Genomic DNA, 22,204 nt, shown 5'->3' with positions numbered 1-22,204 from the left:
CGGTATCTGTGGCCGTTCTCCCGGTGGTTATGTTATCGAGGGCGCAGGCGGCTCCAGCCACGGGAGTAGTCGATCCTGTGGGCCCGAACAACACTCGAGCCAGCCCCGAAGATCGACGAGTCGGAGTTTGTGTCTGGCCGGCAGCGCGTGGACGTGTTCGAGATCGCCCAGAAGGTGCCGATCCAGGTCGTGGCGTTCGAAGAGCGTCCGGCGATCCGGCCACGACGGCTGAAACGACGAGAGAAACGGCGTTTTCCGGCGAACGAACCGTTCGGCTTCGTTGAGCAGTGTGGTGTCGTACGGCCGGTCGGGTGGTCTGTGCCGCAACAGATCGCCGTCGAGGCGCTCACAGGCCTCGAGGAAGGTGTCCGTCGTCCGGTATTTCGGCGGCGTTCGGAGGTGCCAGTCGATCAACTCGCGGTCGGTCGCCAGAAACGACGTCAGGAACCGGTCCGAGAGGTGGTCGTGAAACGGCATCGACGGCTGGTTGGCGATGCCGACGCACGTGAGAGCGTTCTGTACCGACGCCGCACGCGACCGCCTCGAGTCGAACTCGTCGTCGATCGCCCCCTCGACGAACGCGTTCGGAGCGACGTCGAACGACGTCCGATCGGCGAGGTCGAAGCTGGCGGCTCGGTCGTAGCCGAACTTCTCGAGTAGCGCGTCGACGGGATCCGGATCCGGATCGAGTCGGCCGGTCGGAACGCGTTTACCGAGCACGTCGACCGTCTCCTGTGCGGTGAAGTGCCCGCGAAAGAACGTGTCACAGAGGAGGCCGTGGTACATCGTCCCGACCTCGATCTCGTCCGCGTAACCGGCGTGGTGGATGTGCAGCGACTCTTTGATCCCGTGCGAGTACCGGATTTTCGACTCGTCGGCCCGGAGATACCGCTCGTCCGGCGGAAACGCGGTGTGATCCGCGCCGTACTGATTGGCGATCCGTTTTGCGCCGCGCACCTCCTGTGCGGCCGGCGCGCCGACGGTGTAACTCTCCTCGATATCGTCGATCTGCGAGAGGATGATCCGCGAATCGTACCCCGCGGAGAGGAGCACGCCTTTGGGTCCGGGAAGCGCCGAACGGCGTCGGAGCGCGCGCTCGAGTCGCTCCGCGAGTTCGCCGACGTAGTCGAACGTCTCGGGCCGGTAGACGAACCGCTCGAGCGACTCGACCGACGTCGATCTGAGCCGACTGTCGAGCGGAAGCCGGTGCAGGTCTTCGAGAGCCGTTTTCTCGCCGAGTGTCACGCCGAGATGGAGGAACTCGAGGACGCCATCGCGATCCACGGCCGGGTCCGCGATCGTGCGGCCGACTGCGGCACCGTCGGTTCCGAAGACTCGAGCGCCGGGCTCGTCCGTGTAAAAACACGCTCGAGACCGAACCGGGTCCGTGGCGACGAACGTCTCGCTATCGTCGCTCGCCGTGCTGTCGAGAACGACCACGTACGAGCCGTTCAGCGCCGACAGCGCGTCGCGGCCGTCCCGCTCGTAGCGCTCGAGGAGCCAGCGTGCGGCGTTTGCCGTGTCGGCGGGGACGTACACTTCCCCCCAGAGCACGCAGTAGCCGTCCTCCCCGGCATAGCTAGCGCTCCAGCCGGGCGTCCCGAGATCGGCGTCGCTGATGCCGACCGTAACGGTCGAGCCGGCGAGGACCTCGTCGAACTCGTCACCGTCTCTAAATCGTTCGAACGTCTCGATACCGCCGAATACACCGAAGAGTTCCCTGTTCATCGTCGAAGACCATTGCGGCTGCGGGGCGATTGGGGCTGAGTTCACGCGTTCTGCGTTCCGCGTTCCACGTTCCACGTTTGACCAGCCGCGCTCACGCCCGCCTCTCTCAGAGACGTTCCGGCCGACCAGACAATTACTATGACATCGGTAAGTCCTGAAATCGGCCTCGAGTGATGATCTGAACCGCGTCCGGTTTCGACTATCAAACGCATAATAATGGGGTCGCTGTCGGTAGATCCGACCCGCCAATGTCACAGCAGCGACCGACGCGACGACGGTTTCTCGCTCTCTCGAGTGCGACCGGAATCGCCGGAATGGCCGGCTGTGCCGACCGACTTGAGTCGGCGACCGACCGTTCCGACGACGACTCGCCCGAGGTGCCCGAAACGGAGTCGACGACCGCCGCGGCGCTCGCGGACGGCGTTCCACCGCTCGAAACCGAGTACGACAGCCGAGAGCGGTATCGCCAACCGGGATCGTCCTTCGACGATTTCAGCGATCTCGACGACTGGACGGTCGTTCAGGGCTCCGGAGAGGCGGACGAGGACGTCGTCTTCGACGGCGACCAGAGCTTCAAACTCACTTCGGACAGCAGCGAGAATATCGTCGCAGAGCGCCCCCTCGGTGGCGAAGACCTGCGCGAGACGGACCTTTCGTTTGCGATCCGAACGACGACGCCACAGAACCTCACGGTCAACCTGCGTCTCGTCGATCAGTTCGGCAGCGAGACGGTGTACTCGCTTCGGGAGATCACGTACCGCGCACCCGACGTCGGCTGGTTCCGCTCGAGTCCCGGCGTCTTCCAGCAAAGCGAGTACGAACCCGCACTGGACGCCCTCGATCGGCTCGAAATTCAGGTCCTTCACTCGATGACCGAGGCAGAGGTCTGGATCGACGACCTGCGGACCCACGACCGGCCTGACCAGGGGTACGTCATGCTTTCCTGGGACGACGGGTTCCGCGACTACTACGAGACGGCGTCGCCGCTTCACGACGAGTACGGCTTTCGGACGGTCCAGGCCCCGGTCCCTCAGTGGACTGAACAGGGTCGAGACGGCATCATGTCCACCTCGGAACTCCTCGACCGGCAGGACGAAGGCGACCAGATCGTCGTCCATGGCACGCACGACCCGATCCACCAGTATGACGACGAGAACGTAGAGCCCCGCCTCCGACAGGATAAACGGTGGTACATCCAGAACGGGTTCGAGGGCGCGGATTACATCGTCTATCCCCACAACAGCTACGATCGGACCAGCCTCGAGTACACGACCGATTACCACTACTGCGGCGGCTTCAATCAGGCCGGCACCGTCAACACGACGAACGTCTACGGCTTCGATCCGCTTGCGCTCCCCCGAACGATCGGACACGACCTCGATATCTCGAAACGCTGCGTCGACCTCGCCGCGGCGCACAACCAGTGTACGATCCTGAACTTCCACACGTTCGACGCGGACAATACGATGGCCGAGGACGAGTACGCGGACCTGCTCAAGCACATCGACGACGCCGATATCGAGGTCATCACCTTCGACGACCTGTGGGAACTCCGAACCGACCAGCACTACTAGGCTTTTTGCGGTCGTCGATCCCCGCCGATCCGTCGACGGATTGTTCTCTGCGTACCGACCGTGGGGACACGTACGACAGTGGCCGTTCAGCGGCTGTCTGAGGGTGACGATCCAGCTGAAGCCGTACGAAAGGGCGGCGCTCTGTCGCGGCGTCACCTGTCCAGAGCGCACGCGAGCAATAGCGGAAAGCGGGCCCGTGGAGCTACGGGCCCGTGGGAAGCGGTTTCGCAACCGGTCCCTCTGACGAATTACGGCTCTCGATTTCGGCCAGCCGAGAGCGTGATCGATTCGGTGCCGGTTCGTCCGCTGTCGTCGACCACGCGCAAGACGACCGAGTGCGAACCGTTCGCACCGATCGTCACGGTGATCGTCTCTCCAGTTTCGTCGAAACAGCCGTTCCCGCCCACGCCCCACTCGTAACGGCCGATTTCGCCGTCCGGAACGGACGAACACGAGCCGTCGAGGTCGACGGTTTGACCCGGCTCGAGCGCCAGTTCGTCGGCGTCTTCGGGAATCGTTCTGATCGTAGCGATCGGCGACTCGGGGTCGTCAGGCTCGTTTTCGTCGGGTGCATCGGGTTCGTCCGGATCGTCCCCGTCCGGCTCGTCCGGCACTTCTGGCTCGTCCGGATCCCCGGGTGCGTGTCCGTTGTCGGGTTCGTCCTCGGGAAACAGCTCGTCGCCCGTCAGTTGTTCGGTGAGCACCGTCTGCCACTGGACGCGGGTCTCGAGATCCACGTCGGTCGAGAGCGTCTCCACGAGGAACGCGTCGGCACCCAGCTCTCGGGCGGCCTTGTGGACGAGCAGTCCCTGCGGGTCGTTCTCCGGGCCGGAAAACGACCCGGTCTGAAACGCGTACTCGGGCTCGTCGACGTAGTTCTGCGTGGCGTACTCGGTAGCGTCCGCCGCGGTCTCGGCCGCGTCGTCGCCCTCGGAGTGGAAAACTGCCTGGCCGACGCCGTCGACGGGATCGCCTGCGTAGATGCCGGTCGATTCGTGGAGGTCGACGACGACGTCCGGGTCGTACTCGCTGACGACGTCCCAGATGGCTCGTGCGAGCGCCGTTTCCGGATCATCCCCCTCGGGAAACTGTCGATTGAGATCCACGCCCTCGTCGTCGGTCCGAGTCCCGCGCTCGACTGCGACCGCGTTCGCCTCGGGAATCGTGACGAGCGTGCCGGCGTCGATCGTCCAGTCGGCGATCTCGTTCGCGGCCACGTAGCCCGCGACTTCGTTGCCGTGGACGCCGCCGACGACGACGACCGTCGGCCCGTCCGCGTCCGCAACCGCCGCGTAGACCGTCGTTTCTCGGTCCGTTCCGGCCATGATCGGAAACGAGTCCCTGGAGATTCCCGCGTCGGTTTCGGTCGGCTCGTCGCCGCCCGGGCCGCCAGTCGCGGCGACGCCGACGCTCGTGAGCGCACAGCCGGCCGTGATAGTCAGTACCGATCTTCGTGAAAGCCTATCGCCTTGCATTCCACGACCGACTTCGGAGACGGTCGTGTTTACTATCGCGACGGTAACGGAGAGCCGGTTTGCTTGCAGTTCGGAAACGGTCCCTCCCATAGCGTCGGTCCCCTGTGAGACCGTTTCGTACGGACAACCGTCGCGATGAGCCGATCGTTCTGTAGTAACAACTGGAGCTGTTTGCACATAATCACACAGCAGTCGTGCGATCAGGTGTGCACTGACTTCCAGTGGCTACTATAGCAAACGTCGTGACGCTTGCAGACGAGGTACTCCTCGAGGTCGTAGACGGCGTCGGACTCGCTGACGAAGCCGCGACGCCAGAGCCGGAGTCGACGACCGATCGATCGCGAGACCGACGACTCGCGTTCGGCCGCAGCAAACCCTTGCGGTCCTTTGCCCGTCTGATAGAGCGATCGGCAGTTCACGACGACCCCTGCCGTTCGGATCGTGTTAGTTACCCATCAGCCGAGACCGTTGCAGGTGCGAGAGCGACGGGAACGGTGTCGGACGTATACTCGATGAGCGTCTGCGAAGCAACTGCTGAAACCGAGACGGTCCGTTATCGTTCGGTATCGGTGATCGCTCGACAGCCGTGTGATCGCCGTGTCGGCGGCTTCAGTCGTCACTACAACTACAGCGACGGACCCACGGAGAAGAAGCGACTACTCGGTGAGAACGCGGCGTGCAATCGAATACCGGCCGAGAGCGGTCGCGACGAAGAGGGTTACGGCCAGCGCCACGATCGCCACCGGTCGGCGCCGAATGCCGGTCCCGACAGCCCAGCAAACGCCCGGAACGTGTCGCGGCGAGACCGACGCGTTACGGACGTGCCAGGCACCCCGAAGGAGTCGCCCCTCCGCGAAGTACCGCTTCGCGAGGAGGAGTCGGTGAGTCGCCCGAATCCGGTAGCCCGCCGCTTCGAATCGGTCGACTTCGTCCGCGTACATCGACAGATACTGCTCGTCGGCCTCTCTGACGACGTCGGCCGGCGGATGTCCGGTCTCCTCGCGGACGACGAGTTTCTCGTCGACGTAGGCGAGCTTTCCCTCCTCGAGCACCCGCAGACAGAACTCGGGATCCTGAAATCGGTCGAGCCGTTCGTCGAACCCTCCGACTTCTCTGGCGACGTCCGTTCGGACGAGCAGCGTCGATCCCGCACCCGGCTGGACGTTGTCCGCCAGAATCTCGCCGACCAGTTCCTCGTCGCCGTTCCTCGTCGGTTCCTCGTCCCCGCGGGCGAGCACAGCCGCGGCGGCCGATCGGAGCCCGCCGCTCGGTCCCGACAGGTCGTAGGCCGTATCGCAGTAAGCGCCGACCCAGTCGCCCGAGCGCGCCTCGAGGGCCGCCAACTGTCGCTCGAGTTTCGCGGGATGCCACTCGTCGTCAGAATCGAGGAAGGCGACGTACTCGCCGCGAGCGTGGTCGATCCCCGTATTTCGAGCGACGTTCGCACCGCGGTTGGTCGCGTGAACGACCGGTCGGACCCGTGGCTCGTCGTAGGCGGCCAGCACCGAGGCGGTGTCGTCGGTCGAGCCGTCGTCGACGACGACTACCTCAAGGTCGTCGATCGTCTGCTCGAGCGCACTGTCGATCGCGCGAACGAGCGTCGATGCTCTGTTGTACGTCGGGATAATGACGCTGACGCGAGTCATTTCCCGGTCGTAGCGGCTCGGGCGGGATTATTATCGCGTGGCTAAGCGCCGCGCGCTGGCGTCCGACGCCGCGATGAGCGGCCCGGTCGAGAAGCACCTGCGGACGAGTCGATCGGTCCGATTCGACCGACCGGGACGGTCGCTAACGGCTGTATAAGAAAGAGCGACCGATCCGTCGACGCTGTCGATGACGAACCGAACCAGACGATCGTTCGTGACTACGGTTGCAGCGACCGGAACGCTCGGGCTGGCCGGGTGTCTCTCGGGCGTCCGCGAGCGGCGCGGAGCGGACGACGAACCGACGACCCGGCCACCCTCGAGCAACGGGCGTTCAGACGACGGAGCCGGAACCGCCACGCTGTCGGGTCTTCCCGGGGAATCGCTCGAGCGCTTCGAAGACCTCGACGGCTGGGTGTCGATGATCGACGCGGGGACGATCGAGGCCGAGACGAACGATCCGTACGTCGGGTCCCAGTCCGCCCGTCTTTCGGCGGACGAGGGGACTGATCGCGCGGCGATCTACACGACGCTTTCCGATGGGATGGATCTGCGAGAACGGACCCTTTCGCTCGCGGTTTCCTTTACCGGCCGTGAGCAGCTTCAACTCACGCTCGAGTTGTTCGCGCCGAACTCGGGGGCCGTTCACACCGTCGGCCGGACGCTCACCGGACCGACCGACCGCTGGGTTCGCGTCGACTTCGGCACGATCGATGCCGACGCCGAGACGGATCTCTCGGCCGTCACCGAGATTCGCCTGGCCGTTCACCGCCGCGGCGATCGGACCGGCTCGATCGACTGCCGAATCGACGATCTACGGGCCGCGGACCGACCCGAGACGGGACGGGTCGTATTGCTCTTCGATGGCACCCTCGAGAGTCACTACACGCACGCGCTCGAACACGCGGAGGCGTACGGTGTTCCCGGCGTCGAGGCGGTGATCCCCGAAGCGGTCGGCGAAAGCGGCCGCCTCACGATTGCCCGGCTCAACGACTCGGTGACGCCGGCTGGGAGATGGCGGCGCGACCGCGAACCGGCGCGCAGTTTCTCCACGAGTTCTCCGCCCAAGAGCAAGCGGGGGCGATCAGGCGAACGAAAGCGTTCCTCGAGAACCGTGGCTTCGAAGCCGGCGCGAACCACTTCGTCACGCCGCGAAACGTGCTCGGACCGAACACAATCGACCTCGTCAGAGAGCACCACGAACTGGCGTTTCGCTACGGCGGGGCGCCGAACGGGGTACCGCTGACGGATCCCCACAACGTGGGTTCGTTCTCCGGTGCCGCCGGCGCCGAGACGAGAGCCTACGTCGATCACGCGGCCGAGTACGGCCAACTCGCGGTCTTACACTTCGAACACATCGGCGACGACGGCCTCTCCGAGACGGCGTTTGCGGATCTGCTCGCGTACATCGACGACGCCGACGTCGAGGTCGTCACGCCGACGGACCTTCTGGAGGCTGTCTGATGTATCGGGAAGCGACCGTCGGTGTCGTGATCCCGGCGTACAACGAGTCGGGGTTCGTCGGCGACGTGATCCGCGGGCTACCGGACTACGTCGATCGGATCTACGTGATCGACGATCGATCGACTGACGACACCTGGGACGAGATCCGCGAGGCTGCCAGGAAGGACGCGAGCGCGGATTCGACCGACGATGCGGTGAGTGCGCCCCAGATCGTCGCCGATGGCGGTGCCTCTGCGCTCACAACGCGCGCTTCAGTACGGGACAGTATCGGGCGGGTCGTCCCGATTCGACACCGCGAGAACCTCGGCGCCGGCGGTGCGATCAAAACCGGCTATCTCGCCGCCCTCGCCGACGGCGTGGACGCGACGGTCACGGTCGACGCGGACGGCCAGATGGATCTGACGGAGATGTCGCGGTTGCTCGATCCGATCGTCGAAGACGAGGCGGACTACGCCAAGGGCAACCGGCTCCTGTCGAGAACGTACCGGGCGTCGATGCCGCGATTTCGCTTCCTCGGGAACGCGACGCTTACCGGGCTGACGAAGATCGCGTCGGGCTACTGGAAGACGATGGATCCCCAAAACGGCTACACGGCGATCTCCCGTAACGCACTCGAGACGATCGACCTCGAGAACCTCTACGAGTACTACGGCTACTGCAACGACCTGCTGGTGAAGTTGAATGTCCACGGGATGCGGGTCGCCGACGTCGCGATGCCGGCCGTCTACGGCGAGGAAGAGTCGAGCATCCGGTACTCGAGTTACGTTCCGAAGGTCTCGACGATGCTGTTACGGAACTTCCTGTGGCGACTGCGAAGAAAGTACCTCGTCCTGGATTTCCACCCGCTCGCGCTGTTCTATCTGTTCGGGGCGGGGATGGCCGGCGCGGGCCTTCTGGCCACCGGCGCGGGTCTGATCGCGTCGGTCTCGAGTCTCGTTCCCGCGCTCGCCCAGGGTTCGACGATCCTCTTTCTGCTCGTCGCCGGCCTCGCGTTCCTGCTGTTCGCGATGGTGTTCGATATGGGCGAGAGCGAACACCTCGAGACGCAAATTCGGTAGCTACGGGGTTTCGTGGGTCGGTACGCCGGTCACCGTTTCGTCTTCAGCGCGTCGAAGCCGCCGCTGCAAGTGAGCGGATACGAGAGAGCGGGCACAAGATGCACTTCGCCGTCGTCGGGTTGTGCCCGACCGCCTTCTCCGTTCACGGCGAGGAGGAGGTCACACGGGAGACAACGTACACTCGACCGATTGCGTTTCCGGTGTGGATAACCCATTTTCGGTTCGAAGAGGCCGATCGCAACAGAGAAGACACCGTCTTTCAGTAGCGGGGGCCGACGCTCGGAATCCCCGGCCTCGTTTTGCTCACGGAGCAACGCTTTACGGGCGGCCGAGGCGAATCCTGAGGCTTGACCCCGAGGCGATTCACACACCAGGATCGAGTACACCCAGTGCAAGCCCCGACACGAACAGGGAAACGCCGGCGACGAACAGCAGTTGCTGGTACCAGTTCCAGGCCGATCCTTCGTTCAGCCGTCCCTCGAGCCGACCGTGAATTGCTTCAGCCCTCGAACCGATCGGCTCCGGAAACAGCGACAGCAGTTCGAACGGTTCCGTCGGATCGAGCGCGCCGACGAGGAGCGCGAAGGCGAGGAAGAGTCCGAATCCGAGTGGGGGGACGACGGCGAGTGCGAGCCACGGATTCGAAACCGCGGTCGCCAGCGTGAAGATGGGAACGGCAGCTAGGAGGGCGGTCAGCGTCGTCCGACCGATCCGCGCATCGGTAAGCGGGTCGAAGCCGACGCGTCTGGCACTCCAGCAGTGCAGAACGAACATCGTTCCGTAGCCGACGCTGGTCGCGATAGCGGCGCCGTGCATTCCGTAGCGCGGAATGAGAACGGCGTTAAGAGCGAGATTGATCGCCGCCGCGCCGCCGGTAGCCGCGACCGGATACCGGAGCGTTCCTTCACCCTGTGAAACAGCCAGAATCGGCCGCGCGAGTGCGAACCCGAGTGCTCCCGGGAGCAACAACAACAACGGTTCGATCGCCGGTTCGAACTCGGTGCCGAAGTACAGCGGCACGGCGACGTCGGCCAACGCTGCGAGACCGACCGCCATAACTGCCGTCAGCAGGAACGTGTACCGCGTGGTTCGGGAGGCGAGCTCCGAAATCTCGCGATGGCGGTTCTGGGACCACAGCTCCGACGTCGAGTGGACGAAAACGGTCTGAATCGCCAGCGGGACGAACCAGAGGAACTCGGCGAGTTGGAGTGCGGCTCGGTAGTTGCCGACGTCCGAACTCTCCCTGAACTGCTGGAGCATCACGATGTCGATGTGATAGAGCGACATCAGCAGGAACACGAGGAGGATGCTCATCGTGTTGAACGTAAGCATCTCCGTCCGCGGGAACCGATCCGCCGGACGGCTGAACACGCACGCTAACGAGAGCTTTCGATGGACGAGGGCCAGTCCGACGCCGGCCACGAGCACGCTCGCGATCAGGTGGCCGGCGAGCGCACCTGTCACGCCGAAACCCAGGTAGACCAGCGGGATCGCGACCGCGACAAAGCCGACCTTGTCGAGGATCTTCAGCGGCTCCGAGTAGCGCTCGAGGCCAAAACCCATGAGCGTCTTCCGAGCGAAGTCGCGAAACTGGGCCGTGACCACGAGCGCGGCGAGGACGTAGAAGTAGCGCGTCAACTCGTCGCCGAACGCGAGCGCGACGAGTCCACTCTCGGCGGCGAGGACGAGCCCCAAACCGCCGACGACCGCGAGTGCGATCGCCAATCGGAGATAGAAGCCGACGACGTGTTCGCTCCAGGTCGCCACAGAGCGGTCCTCGGCGAGATACTTCCGGACCCCGTCGGTGATGCCGGAGCTGACGAAGATCATGTAGATGGCAAAGATCGACAGCAAGAACGCGTACTCGCCGACCGCCGACGCGCCGAGAAACCGGTACAAAAGCGGCGTCGAGAGGAGAGTGAGGACGAGTACGACGACCTTCGCACTGACGACCGACGCTACCCCGCTCGCGAGGCTCCTGTTCACGGTCTCACCCGAGAGGAGTCGAACTCGAGCCAACGGTCGGCGATCCTCGCTGCCAACGCTACCGCTCGGAGGGCATCCGACGGACTCACAGTATCGTACCGGTGGCGCGAGCAAGACGTTATTATACGGGTGTTAAACGCCGCGGTACCCGGTTCTGTGGCGACCGGAGCTACTGGTAGCTGTTCTCCCAGGTCGTCACGCCGCTGGCGCCGAGATTCCGGATGCCGTCAACCAACCGATTCTTTTTGAACGCCGGATTTTCGGCGGCGGGATAGAGACAGACGGCCTCGTCGCCGCCCGACGACTCGAGCACCGAATCCCGAACGAGCGCGTCTGAGCCGAGGTCGACGTACGGATACTGGCTGGCCCGTAACTCGCTCCGATAGACGGTAAGATCCGAACCCGTATTGACGATCGCGTTTCGCTCGACGCCGTCGCGACCGGGCTGATCGATGTCCACGTGGCTGAAGCGACAGTTGTCTCGCTCACACCGAACCCCGTCACGGAAGCCGCCGCCGTCACCCGCTCGCCCCGAAATCGTGAGGTGCTCGGCGAGGACTCGGTCGGGTCTGTCACTGTCGCGAATCCACAGCGGGTAGCCGCCCGCGGTCTCGTGGTTGATCGACGTATCAACGATCACGGCTTCGCCGCAGTCGGGTGAGATCACGATCCCGTGGTTGACATCCGATCCGCTCAGTTGGATCCGAGTGTTTTCGACACGCGCACTTTCACAGGAGTTCATCAGCGAAATCGCGTGGCTGGTGGGTTTCGGGGAGGTGTTTTCGACGGCGGCCCCGTAGATCTCGATATTGCGGCCGGACTCGACTCGGATCCCGCGCTGAGAGCGGTCCTCCGGTCGCGTCTCGTCGACGACGACGGTCGGCCACCGGATTTCGCTGTCCTGTCCCCCGACGCGGACGTTCGCACCGTTACTGTTCTTGTAGAGTCCTCCGTGGACGACGACCGTTCCGTCGCCCCCGGCCGCATAGAGGCCGTTGTTCGGGAACCCGCCGAGCGCACAGCGTCTGAACTCGAGCGTCCCACGGTTCTGGTTTGCTTCGATTCCGATAGGGCCACGCCACCGGTTCCCGGCGTTCGGTGTGTTATCGATCCATGCACCGCCATCTGGTGCCCGGAACCGTTCGACGATCCCCACCCCGTCGGGGTCGGTGATATTGAACAGTCCGGGACCCCACGTCCCGCTGTCGTGTTGGCCGCGGACGGTGATATCTCGAACCTCGAGTCGATCGGATACGTACGCCTCGATCGTCCGGATTCCCGTCTCTGGGGCCGTCTGATCGACATCGAATCCTCCGAAGCGAAGCGTTCGTCCGGGGTTGTACGACACGCCGAGACGGAACAGTCGGTACTGCGGGCCGTCGAATTCGTGAAAGTTCGCCGGGACCAACGTCGCGTTTTCGCCGACGAGGCCGACATTCTCGAACCCAGTGAACCTGAACTGCTCGTCCATGTAGTATCGTCCCTCGGGAAACACGAGGAGGGTGTCGTCGGCACGGAGCGTCTCGAGAATCGGCGTGATCGATTCCTGTCCGGTGTTGTCCGCACCGGCGTCCGTGATGTCGACGACGTTCTCGTACTCGTCGTCGTACTGTCCATACGGGCTCGCGGACGCGCTTGCGGTCGCCGCCACCCCCATCCCGGCGGCACACGCGGCCACCGTTCCCCGCAAGAACCGGCGTCTCGAACGGCTCCCCGCGTTCGATTTATCGAGGTCGTGAGATGATCGATCATCACTCCTATCGGTCGACTGAGAACGACGAGAACCGCGACGATTCGAGCACTGCATATCGATTCGTTCCGACATTGAAAGTCGTTTCTTGTGAGTAATGAAGGGGTTCAGTAACTACGGATTCGGATAGCAAGCTTTTAAATGTAAAGTCCACCCCACGGTAGTCGAGACGACCGCCGCGGATCCACTGCTGTGCCGATCGCGCGGTTCGAGGTGTCGACCCAGCGCGGAGAGTTTCGTTTCCGATAATCCGGAGACATCACGTAAACCAATACGGGCCAGACCGTCTGCCGCGCTCACCCGTATCGATCCGGCGTACAATCGGTCTCGAGCGTCGCCGCCACCAGTTCCGAAATCGCCCGTCGAAGCCGCTGGGACACCGCAGAATCCGTAATGTCGAGTCGCTCGGCGAGATCGTCCTGTGTAGCCGCCCGAGGAATGTCGAAGTAACCCGCGTAGTACGCCATCGTGAGGATTTCCCGTTGTTGTGCGGTCAGGAAGTCGGTCCGGTCGTCGGTCACTGACGAATCGTAGAGCTGGGTCACGCGAAACGAGACGTCGTGGTCGCGACAGCGGGCCCGAAACGCGGACAACACGTCGCGATCGGGGACGTACACGCGTGCGACCCAGCCCCAGTCGGCGCTCCTGAGCGTGAAGATGAACAACCCGGCCTCGACACACCGACCGGGGACGATCTCGAGATCAGTGTCGATGTCGACGCGGTAGATCACTCGGTTCTCGAACGCGGCGATGCGGGTCGGGTTCGAGACGGTTGGATCGGCGCGTATCGTCCGCTCGAGCGTCTCGGCGTCGCCGCCGAGCGCGGAGACGAACTGCAGGCGTCGCCCGCCGCTCGTCGCTCCGTATTCGTACCTGAACGTCACGTCCGAACGGCGCTCGATCGTCGGCACGAGCGGGAGGTCGTCGTGAACGAGGTGGATTTCTGTGATAAATCCCATTTGGTGATCGGTGTTGTACTCCGCCGTCGGGTTCGGCGGCCCATACTTATCGCGCGGCTAAGTCGGTTGCATCCGGGAAAACATCCACATTCTGCCACGAGCTGCTTCGGTCAGTACCGGTGCAACCGCCGCCGGTTGCTTCCCCTCGCTTGCTCGTCCGCCGTCGAACTCCTCCGGCGGGTGGGTGACCGGCGCGTTGACGACGATCGAGCGGTGCTGTACCGAGAGTCACTGCGCCGCCCGATCGTCGGAACCCAATTATCTTCGAAGAGCCGTTCGGAGACGGGCAGACACGCCGCGTTGATACCGATACACAGCATGTCCAACCCGCTAAAAGCCCGATTCGGTTCCGGCGTTTTCAGTCGATGCAGTGCCGTCACCGCGACACGTCGGAGTCGTCGGTTCGGTGATCCGCGGCTGTCGCCAGTGGTCCCGTTCGACCGTTCCCAGGGGCCCAACACCGACGGCAGCGGTGGTCGTTCTGTCGCCCATCTCTGTCCTGCGAGCGAGAGCACCTACTTCAGTATCGGTCAGTTAGACCGAACAACGACCGATATATCGACAGACTGGCTGTTCTGGAAAAGACGGAATGGGACGGCTGTAACTCGAGAATCAGTCGTCGCTACTCGAGTCCCCGTATACAGCAATCAGTCGGACACTCGTTCTCGTATCCAGCGACAACAAAGCACCTCGAGCGATTTTAGCCAATATCGGCCGATCAGAGTAATCCACAGCTGTGAAAGCGTCAAAAATAGTATAGTTCCGGGCGGATTCGAACCGCCGTCATGGGCTCCAAAGGCCCATATGATTGGCCACTACACCACGGAACTTCATCTTCAATTCCGTGTTGGCAATAGAACGGCTTATGAGTTATTGTTTACCGCCGAAGATGAGGGAGTGAGTTCGTCGATTGCCTCAATTTCAGCGTACCGGTGGCAACTCCGGCAAAGACAGATGACATTATCGAGAGTGTGTGCAAGTTGTGGGTCGTTGAACTCCCGTACAGGCCTGATGTGGTGTACATCCGGTTCGTGTCCGATCTCTTCACGAGAAATACCACAGTGTTGGCAGGTATGATCATCTCGTTTCAAGGCTTTTCGTTTTATTTCTCTCCACCGCCCATTGTATACGTTATCAGCATCCTCCCATTGATCGGATAACCAGTGGCTGAGACAGTTTTGGCTGCAGAATCGAACAGGTTCTCGTTTTGCTCTGGACTCGAGAACGGTTGAAATTCGGCCACACCACTCGCAAACCCTTTTCACTCGATTGATGTCATGGTATTCATAATAGGGTGTTCCGAGAAACGTGTCTGTGTCTGTAACACAATTTGAACAGTAGACGCCTGGTTTGTCCGATGGATAGTAAGTGAAGTTCGACCCACAGCGTTCACACGCCGCTGATTCTTTCCCACCTTTCCAGTTGCCGTTGTGCTCGCCGGCGTTTGGATTGCATTCCTCACAGAATCTTCGGCGTGCTTTTGAGTCGTAGAACTCGGATTCACACCCCTTACACGTCCGATTCGGGAGTGACTCGTCGTGTACCTTCGTATGATGCTGTCGCATCCCCTGCTCCGTCTGCAGCGTTTTGCCACACGTAGGGCAGTCCATGAAGAGAGTGGCCCCGCTATCCCGGATAAATTCGAGGCAGATCATTGCGAGCGGTGTGACTCGAGGCTATCGGTGTCGGTTCCATCGCGAGTAAATCGTTAGAAAGGCATCCGACGGCGACGCCTACCGTGCAGGGATGGATACGGTCTGCTGTGGTTGTCAAAGCGGCCGCAATTGCTCGCAGTCGCCGGTACTGACTACAGCAGTCCGTCTTAGAGATACCCTTCTTCGGTCAGTCGCTCGATCCCTTCCTCGAGTCGCTCCTCGCTTGCGGCGTAGGAAATCCGCGCGTAGCCGGGGGTGCCGAACGCGCTGCCCGGCACCGTGGCGACGTGGGCGTCTTCGATCGCACCCTCACACCATTCCTGATCGTCGTCTGCAACGGGAAGCATCATGTAGAACGCCCCGTCGGGGACGGCGACGTCGACGTCGTGGTCCTCGAGCAGATCGACGACCAACTCGCGGCGCTCGGCGAACGCGTCCGTCATCTCTGCGACCGCGTCGTCGGTGTTCTCGAGCGCCTCGATCCCGGCGTGCTGGACGAAGTTGACGGCCGAGGAGACGGAGTGGCTGTGGAGTTTGCCGGCCTGGTCGATCAGGTCCTCGGGGCCGGCGAAGTAGCCCAGCCGCCAGCCGGTCATCGAGTAGGCCTTGGAGAAGCCGTTGACCGTGATCGTGCGGTCGGCCATCCCCTCGAGGGTGCCCAGACTCGTCGGCTCGACGCCGTAGGTGATCTCCTTGTAGATCTCGTCGGAGATGACGGTGATGTCGTGCTCGACGGCGAGGTCGCGGACGCCTTCGAGGGCCGCGTCGGAGTAGACTGCGCCGGTCGGGTTCGACGGGGAGTTGACGACCAACAGCTTCGTTTCGTCGGAGACGGCGGCTTCGAGGTCGTCGAGAGCCGGCTCGAGCTGGAAGTCGGAATCGGAGAGGTCGACGCGAGTCAGGTCGCCGCCGGCCATCTTCACCATGGCTTCGTAGGAGACCCAGGCGGGGTCGAGCAGCGCGACCTCGTCGCCCTCGCCGATCAGCGCTTGGACGATCTCGTACAGCGCCTGCTTCGCGCCGGGCGTGACGATGATCTCATCGGGACCGTGATCGAGGCCGTCGTCGGCCAACTTGTCCGAGATCGCCTCGCGGAGATCGAGGATGCCGGCGGAGGTCGTGTAGCCCGTATGGCCGGCGTCCATGGCCTCCTGGCCGGCGTCGACGATGTTCTGGGGCGTCGGGAAGTCGGGTTCGCCGACGGAGAGGTCGACGACGTCGGCGCCGTCGTTCTCGAGTTCAGTGGCAAGTGCAGAAATTGCAAGCGTTGCGGACGGTTCGACTCGGGTCAAGCGGTCGGTGAATTCCATGGACATTGTTACGCTGAGTGCGGATCGGGGTCGGGCAGTTGATCGACGAGGTCGAGCGCGCCGTCGACGGCTTTCGCCGCGTTCTCGACGCGTTCGCGCGATTCGGCGGCGGACATGCCGGGACCCGTCACGCCGAGTGTAACGGGTGTATCACGCTCGAGACTGACGTCGGACAGCCGCTGTGCGGCTGCGTCTGTAATCACCTGATCGTGATCCGTATCGCCGGTGATGACGGTCCCGATGACGGCTACGGCGTCGACGGCCTCGAGTCGGGCGAGTCGGTCCGCCGCGAGGGGCGCGTCGTACACGCCCGGAACGGTGACCGTCTCGTACACCTCGGCACCCGCTGATTGCGCTGCCTCGAGTGCTTCCTGCTCCATTTGCTCGGTGATCGGACGGTTGAACTCCGCGACCACCAGTCCGAGCGTGGTCATATGCCAGCGGTGGAGAGGGTGAGTAAAAGAGGTACCGTTCTCGGCGAGGAACGCGGCGTCACTGATGTCGGGTTCACCGGCAGCGGTTACGTTCGTTCGTAGCTGTGCCGTCGTCATCGCCGTCACGATTCCGATCGCGGCGACGGCGGCACCTGGCACCTGGTTTCGCCTCGAGTTCGATGGACGTCTCGGTAAGTAATCCTTATGCGCGGGCGAGAACAACCGGCGCGCAATGACAACGCTACGGACGCCAGGCCCGACGCTCGGGGTCGTCGGCGGCGGACAGCTCGGTCGGATGCTCGCCGAGGCGGCCTCGCCGCTCGGCGTCGAAATCATCGTCCTCGATCCGACGCCGGACTGCCCGGCTGCACCGGTCGTTCGCGACCAGATCGTCGCCGATTTCGACGACGAGGCGGGGATCCGCGAACTCGCCGCGCGCGCAGACGTTCTCACGTTCGAGATCGAACTCGCCGATCAGGACGTTCTCGAGCGCATTAGCGAGGACTCGGGCACGCCGGTCCACCCGAAGCCGTCGACGCTGCGGACGATCCACGACAAACTCGTCCAGAAACGCGAACTCGAGGCCGCTGGCATCCCGGTCCCGCCGTTCCGCGCGGTCGACGACGCCGACGATATTCGCGACGCCATCGACGACTACGGCGCGCCGGTGATGCTCAAGGCCCGGACCGGCGGCTACGACGGCCGGGGCAACGTCCCCGTCGAGTCGAAAGTCGACGCCGAGGCCGCCCTCGAGTCGGTCGCCGGCCCCGCGATGGTCGAAGCCTTCGTCGAGTTCGAACGCGAGGTCTCGGTGATCGCCGTCAAGGGAGCGGACGAGGTCGCGACCTTCCCGCTGGGGGAGAACATCCACGAGGACGAGATCCTGCGGGAGACGATCGTGCCCGCCCGCTCGAGCGAGGCCGCGACGGAGCGCGCCTACGAGGTCGCGCGCGATGTCCTCGAGGTTATGGACGGGCGTGGGATCTACGGGATCGAACTGTTCGAAACGCCAGAGGAGGAAATTCTACTCAACGAGATCGCCCCGCGTCCGCACAATTCGGGTCACTGGACGATCGAAGGGGCACAGAGCTCGCAGTTCGAACAGCACGTGCGAGCGGTGCTGGGATGGCCGCTGGGGTCGACTGCCCTCCGATCGCCGACGGCGTTGACGAACCTCCTGGCCGACGTCGAGGAGACGCAGGACGCCCAATTGCACGATATCGACCGCGTCCTCGAGACCCCCGACGCGAACCTTCACTGGTACGGCAAGCGGCAGGCGCGCCCGGGGCGGAAGATGGGGCACGTGACGGTGTCGGCGGCCGATCAGAACGCCGACGTCGAGGCCCTCCTCGAGACCGCACGCGAACTCGAGGACGCCGTGACGTTCGCGACGGAGTGATCGGCCGCGGCGTAAAGCGGGCGGATTGAAGTCAGTCGCCCGACCACCAACAGCTATGAGCGACAGCGTACGCGACCTGATCGATCGGCTCCACCGCGAGGCCGACCAGGATCGGCCGGACGAGGAGACCCCTGACGTCGGCGTCGTCATGGGCAGCGACTCGGATCTCGAGGTTATGATGACCGGCGGGAAACGCCGGGGGGCCTACGACGCGTTCGTCGACGAACTCGGTTTCGCCGAGCAGACCGACTACGAGAGCGCGCCCGACGAGCGGTTTACGTTCGAGACCTACGTCACCTCGGCCCACCGCACGCCGGACTTAATGACGGCTTACGCCGAAACTGCCGAAGAGCGAGGTCTCGAGGTCGTCATCGCCGGTGCGGGCGGGAAGTCCGCGGACCTGCCGAACATGACGGCTTCGATCGCGTACCCGTTGCCAGTGATCGGGGTCCCGGTACAGGAGAAGTCCGTCGATAGCGTCATCGGCATGCCCGCGGGCGCGCCGCTGGTCGCCGTCGACGCCGGCAAGTCGTTCAACGCCGCGCTCTCGGCCGCACAGATCCTCTCTCGCCAGCACGATGAGGTTCGCGAGCGACTGGTCGCCTACCACGACGGCCTTCGCGAGGGCGTTGGGACCGTCTCTAGAGACCTTCACGACCGGGGGACGATGGAATTCACGGATCAGTAGCGGGCCGGACGCCGCGATCGAGTTTGCGTACTCACACTCCGAACAGGAAGCGGGGTGGGTAGTCGCGGCTTCGAGACAGTACTTCCTTGGCACAGACACGGGTTTCGCGCCGCCGTCCCGTGGTTTTCATCCGACAGTAATCGTCCGATACCAGTTCGCTGGCCCCTGAAACCAATATCTATTGTTTCCAGTGATTATTCAGTATGGATCGGTGCGAGAGAAGTCGGCGCTGTAGCCCGTCTGCGGCCGCAAAACGAACAATCAACCCTTATATGCGTGCGGTCTGAATCCCCGAACGTTACGGAGATGAATGATTGGATCGCTATCGGGGCGCTGGCGCTCGTAGGATTGCTGATACCGTTCGGCATGATGGCGGTATCGTACCTCCTGCGACCGACCGTTCCCGAAACGAGCAAACGTGCCACCTACGAGAGCGGTGAGATTCCGACCGGCGGGACACGCGTTCGGTTCAACATCCAGTACTACATGGTCGCGCTTCTGTTCCTCGTCTTCGATATCGAGACCGTCTTCCTGTTCCCCTGGGCGGTCGTGTACCTGGATGCCGTCGAATCGGACGCTATCTCGTTGCTCGAGATTCTCGGCCCGATGCTGTTGTTCGTCGGCATCCTTCTGGTCGGACTCGCGTGGGCGTGGCGCAACGGTGCAGTACAGTGGGCACAGACACCGCGTCAGGCAGCGACCGACACTGATCGACAATGAGTAGCAACAATCCACGGCAATCGATCCACGACAGCACCGCACCGTCGACGGATACGCGTGACTCGCGGATCGGCGAGGGCGTCGACGACCGCTTCAACTCCAAACTACGGGAGGCGTTCGGCGCGTCGCCGTTTATCCTTACGAAGTTCGATAAGTTCTTGAACTGGGTGCGGGGTAACTCGATGTTCATGCTGCAGTTCGGAATCGCCTGCTGCAGCATCGAAATGATCCACACGTACGCGATCAAACACGACCTCGATCGCTTCGGTGCCGGCGTCCCCCGCGCATCGCCGCGACAGGCCGACGTGATGATCGTCCCCGGGACGATCGTCTCCAAGTTCGGACCGCGAATGAAACGCGTTTACGACCAGATGCCCGAGCCGAAGTTCGTCGTCGGGATGGGATCGTGTACGATCTCCGGCGGCCCCTTCCAGGAGGGCTACAACGTCGTCAAAGGCGCCGAGGAGATCATTCCGATCGATATCCACGTTCCGGGCTGTCCGCCGCGACCGGAGGCGCTGATCTACGGCGTCGCAAAGCTACAGGAGCGGATCCAGAACGGCGAATCGTCGCCCGTCGTCGTCAAACCGTACGAACTCGAGCAGTTCGGCGACCTGCCGAAAGACGAACTCGTCCAGAAACTCGCAAACGACATCGACGAGGACGACCTCGTCATGCGCTACAACTGGGCTGATTCACCATGAGCACGGAACTCGAGCGCCAACAACGACCGGTCGAAGTCACCGAAGGCGAACTCGAGGCGCTGATCGGCGATCGCGCGCTCGCACGCGACGACCACCTGAACGCCCCCGGCTTCGTCGTTCGGCCGGACGACGTCCAGGCGGTCCTCACCGATCTCAAAGAGCAGGCGGGGTTCGATCACCTGTCCTGTCTGACCGCCCAGCAGTACGAGGATCGGTACGAATCGATCTACCACATGAAGAAGTACGCCGATCCGACCCAGGAGGTTTCCATCGTCGTCCCGACGTCGATCGACGACCCCGTCAGCCAGTCCGCAGAGCCCGTGTTTCGGACCGCAGACTGGCACGAACGCGAAGCCTTCGACCTCGTCGGGATCGACTACGAGGGCCATCCGGATCCGCGGCGGATCCTCCTGCCGGAGACCTGGCAGGGCCATCCGCTCTCGCTCGACTACGATCAGGAGAAGCCACAGATCGTCACGCTTTCCGAGCACGCCAATCCGATTCAGCCCGACCACCACGACGCCGAGTCGGATACGATGTTTCTCAACATCGGGCCACACCATCCCGCGACACACGGCGTCCTCCACGTAAAGACCGTCCTCGACGGCGAGACGGTCGTCGATATCGATCCCGACATCGGCTACCTCCACCGCTGTGAAGAGCAGATGTGTCAGCAGGGCACCTACCGCCACCAGATCATGCCCTACCCCGACCGCTGGGACTACGTCTCCGCGGGGCTGTTAAACGAGTGGGCCTACGCCCGCGCGGCCGAAGATCTGGCGGATATCGAGGTTCCCGAGTACGCCCAGATCATCCGAACCATGGGCGCCGAGCTGTGTCGGATCGCCTCTCACATGCTCGCGCTGGGGACGTTCGCACTGGACGTCTACGGCGACTTCACCGCGGTCTTCCAGTACGCCTTCCGCGACCGCGAGGTCGTCCAGGACATTCTGGAGGACCTCACCGGCCAGCGACTGATGTTTAACTACTTCCGGCTCGGCGGGGTCGCCTGGGATCTGCCGGAACCCCGCGAGGAATTCATCGCGAAGACGCGGGACTTCCTCGACGAACTGCCGGCGAAGGTCGACGAGTACAACGACCTCATCACCGGCAACGAGATCTTCCAGGTCCGCTGTACCAACACCGGCGTTCTCGAGCCCGAAACCGCCAAAGATTACGGCTGTACGGGGCCCGTTGCCCGCGGCTCGGGTGTCGACTACGACCTCCGACGCGACGATCCGTACGGCTACTACGAGAACCTCGACTGGGACGTCATCACCAAGGACGGTTGTGACAACTACGCTCGAGTCCTCTGTCGGATGCAGGAGGTCGAGGAGTCCGCGAAGATCATCGAGCAGTGTCTCGACTTGCTCGAGGACTGGCCCGAAGACGACCGGACCGTCCAGGCCAACGTGCCGCGGACGCTGAAACCGGACGCCGACGCGGAGATCTACCGTGCCGTCGAAGGTGCGAAAGGCGAACTCGGGATCTACATTCGATCGGACGGAACGGACAAGCCCGCCCGGTTCAAGATCCGGAGCCCGTGTTACCACAACCTCTCGGCGCTCGAAGAAATGTGCGAAGGGGAGTACATCCCCGATCTGATCGCGTCGCTCGGTAGCTTGGACATCGTTCTCGGAGAGGTGGATCGGTAAGT

At 63.2% G+C, this 22,204-nt stretch carries 17 protein-coding genes, 1 tRNA gene and 1 pseudogene; 8 read left to right on the top strand and 11 right to left on the bottom strand.

The window, feature by feature from the left end; all coding sequences use genetic code 11:
* Nucleotides 1-27: 27 nt before the first annotated feature.
* Nucleotides 28-1,728, bottom strand: coding sequence for an asparagine synthase-related protein (locus GS429_RS19010; RefSeq protein WP_160067113.1), 1,701 nt, complete (start codon nucleotides 1,726-1,728; stop codon nucleotides 28-30).
* Nucleotides 1,729-1,976: 248 nt separating this feature from the next.
* Here GS429_RS19010 and GS429_RS19005 point away from each other — a divergent pair, with 248 nt between their 5' ends.
* A complete protein-coding gene (locus GS429_RS19005) occupies nucleotides 1,977-3,302 on the top strand; it encodes a polysaccharide deacetylase family protein (protein ID WP_160067111.1) in 1,326 nt (441 codons plus the stop codon).
* Between the two features lie 248 nt (nucleotides 3,303-3,550).
* On the opposite strand, the gene GS429_RS19000 is transcribed toward GS429_RS19005, so the two are convergent.
* The 3 genes from GS429_RS19000 to GS429_RS18990 form a co-directional block, all read right to left on the bottom strand.
* Nucleotides 3,551-4,777: a PKD domain-containing protein gene (locus GS429_RS19000; protein ID WP_160067302.1), complete on the bottom strand. Its 1,227-nt coding sequence runs from the start codon at nucleotides 4,775-4,777 to the stop codon at nucleotides 3,551-3,553.
* A 200-nt stretch (nucleotides 4,778-4,977) separates the two neighbouring features.
* The gene (locus tag GS429_RS18995; protein WP_160067109.1) at nucleotides 4,978-5,196 is read right to left on the bottom strand and encodes a hypothetical protein; all 219 of its coding nucleotides are present in this window, start codon (nucleotides 5,194-5,196) and stop codon (nucleotides 4,978-4,980) included.
* A gap of 237 nt (nucleotides 5,197-5,433) precedes the next feature.
* On the bottom strand, nucleotides 5,434-6,423 hold the full coding sequence (locus tag GS429_RS18990) for a glycosyltransferase family 2 protein (RefSeq protein ID WP_160067107.1): 990 nt from the start codon (nucleotides 6,421-6,423) through the stop codon (nucleotides 5,434-5,436).
* A 187-nt stretch (nucleotides 6,424-6,610) separates the two neighbouring features.
* Between GS429_RS18990 and GS429_RS18985 the strand changes: the two are divergent.
* Nucleotides 6,611-7,884: pseudogene (locus GS429_RS18985) on the top strand (polysaccharide deacetylase family protein).
* The gene (locus GS429_RS18980) at nucleotides 7,884-8,942 is read left to right on the top strand and encodes a glycosyltransferase family 2 protein (RefSeq protein WP_160067105.1); all 1,059 of its coding nucleotides are present in this window, start codon (nucleotides 7,884-7,886) and stop codon (nucleotides 8,940-8,942) included. Before GS429_RS18985 ends, GS429_RS18980 begins: the two are co-directional and overlap by 1 nt.
* Nucleotides 8,943-9,305: 363 nt before the next feature.
* Here GS429_RS18980 and GS429_RS18975 read toward each other — a convergent pair whose 3' ends face one another.
* The 7 genes from GS429_RS18975 to ribH form a co-directional block, all read right to left on the bottom strand.
* Complete coding sequence (locus GS429_RS18975; protein ID WP_328821489.1) at nucleotides 9,306-10,928, bottom strand: oligosaccharide flippase family protein; 1,623 nt, start codon at nucleotides 10,926-10,928, stop codon at nucleotides 9,306-9,308.
* Nucleotides 10,929-11,097: 169 nt separating this feature from the next.
* Entirely contained in the window at nucleotides 11,098-12,606 is a 1,509-nt protein-coding gene (locus GS429_RS18970) for a right-handed parallel beta-helix repeat-containing protein (RefSeq protein ID WP_328821488.1), read from the bottom strand.
* A 368-nt stretch (nucleotides 12,607-12,974) separates the two neighbouring features.
* A complete protein-coding gene (locus GS429_RS18965; protein WP_160067101.1) occupies nucleotides 12,975-13,637 on the bottom strand; it encodes a helix-turn-helix domain-containing protein in 663 nt (220 codons plus the stop codon).
* 757 nt (nucleotides 13,638-14,394) lie between these two features.
* Nucleotides 14,395-14,467: transfer RNA gene (locus GS429_RS18960), tRNA-Gln, on the bottom strand.
* Between the two features lie 33 nt (nucleotides 14,468-14,500).
* Nucleotides 14,501-15,247: an HNH endonuclease gene (locus GS429_RS18955; protein ID WP_160067099.1), complete on the bottom strand. Its 747-nt coding sequence runs from the start codon at nucleotides 15,245-15,247 to the stop codon at nucleotides 14,501-14,503.
* 212 nt (nucleotides 15,248-15,459) lie between these two features.
* Nucleotides 15,460-16,608, bottom strand: a complete 1,149-nt coding sequence (locus GS429_RS18950; protein WP_160067097.1) for a pyridoxal phosphate-dependent aminotransferase — start codon at nucleotides 16,606-16,608, stop codon at nucleotides 15,460-15,462.
* 2 nt (nucleotides 16,609-16,610) lie between these two features.
* Nucleotides 16,611-17,036 carry a 6,7-dimethyl-8-ribityllumazine synthase gene (gene ribH / locus GS429_RS18945; RefSeq protein ID WP_160067298.1) on the bottom strand — a complete coding sequence of 142 codons (426 nt, stop codon included), beginning with the start codon at nucleotides 17,034-17,036 and terminating at the stop codon, nucleotides 16,611-16,613.
* A 232-nt stretch (nucleotides 17,037-17,268) separates the two neighbouring features.
* Between ribH and GS429_RS18940 the strand changes: the two genes are divergently transcribed.
* The 5 genes from GS429_RS18940 to GS429_RS18920 all read left to right on the top strand — a co-directional run bounded on the left by GS429_RS18940 (nucleotide 17,269) and on the right by GS429_RS18920 (nucleotide 22,202).
* Nucleotides 17,269-18,435, top strand: a complete 1,167-nt coding sequence (locus GS429_RS18940; protein WP_160067095.1) for a 5-(carboxyamino)imidazole ribonucleotide synthase — start codon at nucleotides 17,269-17,271, stop codon at nucleotides 18,433-18,435.
* A gap of 55 nt (nucleotides 18,436-18,490) precedes the next feature.
* Nucleotides 18,491-19,123 carry an AIR carboxylase family protein gene (locus tag GS429_RS18935; RefSeq protein ID WP_160067093.1) on the top strand — a complete coding sequence of 211 codons (633 nt, stop codon included), beginning with the start codon at nucleotides 18,491-18,493 and terminating at the stop codon, nucleotides 19,121-19,123.
* Between the two features lie 306 nt (nucleotides 19,124-19,429).
* A complete protein-coding gene (locus GS429_RS18930) occupies nucleotides 19,430-19,843 on the top strand; it encodes an NADH-quinone oxidoreductase subunit A (protein WP_160067091.1) in 414 nt (137 codons plus the stop codon).
* The gene (locus tag GS429_RS18925) at nucleotides 19,840-20,547 is read left to right on the top strand and encodes an NADH-quinone oxidoreductase subunit B (protein WP_160067089.1); all 708 of its coding nucleotides are present in this window, start codon (nucleotides 19,840-19,842) and stop codon (nucleotides 20,545-20,547) included. Before GS429_RS18930 ends, GS429_RS18925 begins: the two co-directional genes overlap by 4 nt.
* The gene (locus GS429_RS18920) at nucleotides 20,544-22,202 is read left to right on the top strand and encodes an NADH-quinone oxidoreductase subunit D (protein ID WP_160067087.1); all 1,659 of its coding nucleotides are present in this window, start codon (nucleotides 20,544-20,546) and stop codon (nucleotides 22,200-22,202) included. Before GS429_RS18925 ends, GS429_RS18920 begins: the two co-directional genes overlap by 4 nt.
* Nucleotides 22,203-22,204 lie beyond the last annotated feature (2 nt).

Origin of the sequence: Natronorubrum halalkaliphilum (genome assembly GCF_009834785.1) — an archaeon.
In the GTDB taxonomy this organism is placed as follows: domain Archaea; phylum Halobacteriota; class Halobacteria; order Halobacteriales; family Natrialbaceae; genus Natronorubrum; species Natronorubrum halalkaliphilum.
This window is presented reverse-complemented; position numbering and strand designations above follow the sequence as displayed.

Excerpts from the sequence above, each read along its gene's own strand:
- GS429_RS19010 (WP_160067113.1), bottom strand. The coding sequence starts at position 1,728 with ATGAACAGGGAACTCTTCGGTGTATTCGGCGGTATCGAGACGTTCGAA.
- GS429_RS19005 (WP_160067111.1), top strand. The coding sequence starts at position 1,977 with ATGTCACAGCAGCGACCGACGCGACGACGGTTTCTCGCTCTCTCGAGT.
- GS429_RS19000 (WP_160067302.1), bottom strand. The coding sequence starts at position 4,777 with ATGCAAGGCGATAGGCTTTCACGAAGATCGGTACTGACTATCACGGCC.
- GS429_RS18990 (WP_160067107.1), bottom strand. The coding sequence starts at position 6,423 with ATGACTCGCGTCAGCGTCATTATCCCGACGTACAACAGAGCATCGACG.
- GS429_RS18980 (WP_160067105.1), top strand. The coding sequence starts at position 7,884 with ATGTATCGGGAAGCGACCGTCGGTGTCGTGATCCCGGCGTACAACGAG.
- GS429_RS18965 (WP_160067101.1), bottom strand. The coding sequence starts at position 13,637 with ATGGGATTTATCACAGAAATCCACCTCGTTCACGACGACCTCCCGCTC.
- GS429_RS18955 (WP_160067099.1), bottom strand. The coding sequence starts at position 15,247 with ATGGACTGCCCTACGTGTGGCAAAACGCTGCAGACGGAGCAGGGGATG.
- GS429_RS18950 (WP_160067097.1), bottom strand. The coding sequence starts at position 16,608 with ATGTCCATGGAATTCACCGACCGCTTGACCCGAGTCGAACCGTCCGCA.
- ribH (WP_160067298.1), bottom strand. The coding sequence starts at position 17,036 with ATGACCACGCTCGGACTGGTGGTCGCGGAGTTCAACCGTCCGATCACC.
- GS429_RS18940 (WP_160067095.1), top strand. The coding sequence starts at position 17,269 with ATGACAACGCTACGGACGCCAGGCCCGACGCTCGGGGTCGTCGGCGGC.
- GS429_RS18935 (WP_160067093.1), top strand. The coding sequence starts at position 18,491 with ATGAGCGACAGCGTACGCGACCTGATCGATCGGCTCCACCGCGAGGCC.
- GS429_RS18930 (WP_160067091.1), top strand. The coding sequence starts at position 19,430 with ATGAATGATTGGATCGCTATCGGGGCGCTGGCGCTCGTAGGATTGCTG.
- GS429_RS18925 (WP_160067089.1), top strand. The coding sequence starts at position 19,840 with ATGAGTAGCAACAATCCACGGCAATCGATCCACGACAGCACCGCACCG.
- GS429_RS18920 (WP_160067087.1), top strand. The coding sequence starts at position 20,544 with ATGAGCACGGAACTCGAGCGCCAACAACGACCGGTCGAAGTCACCGAA.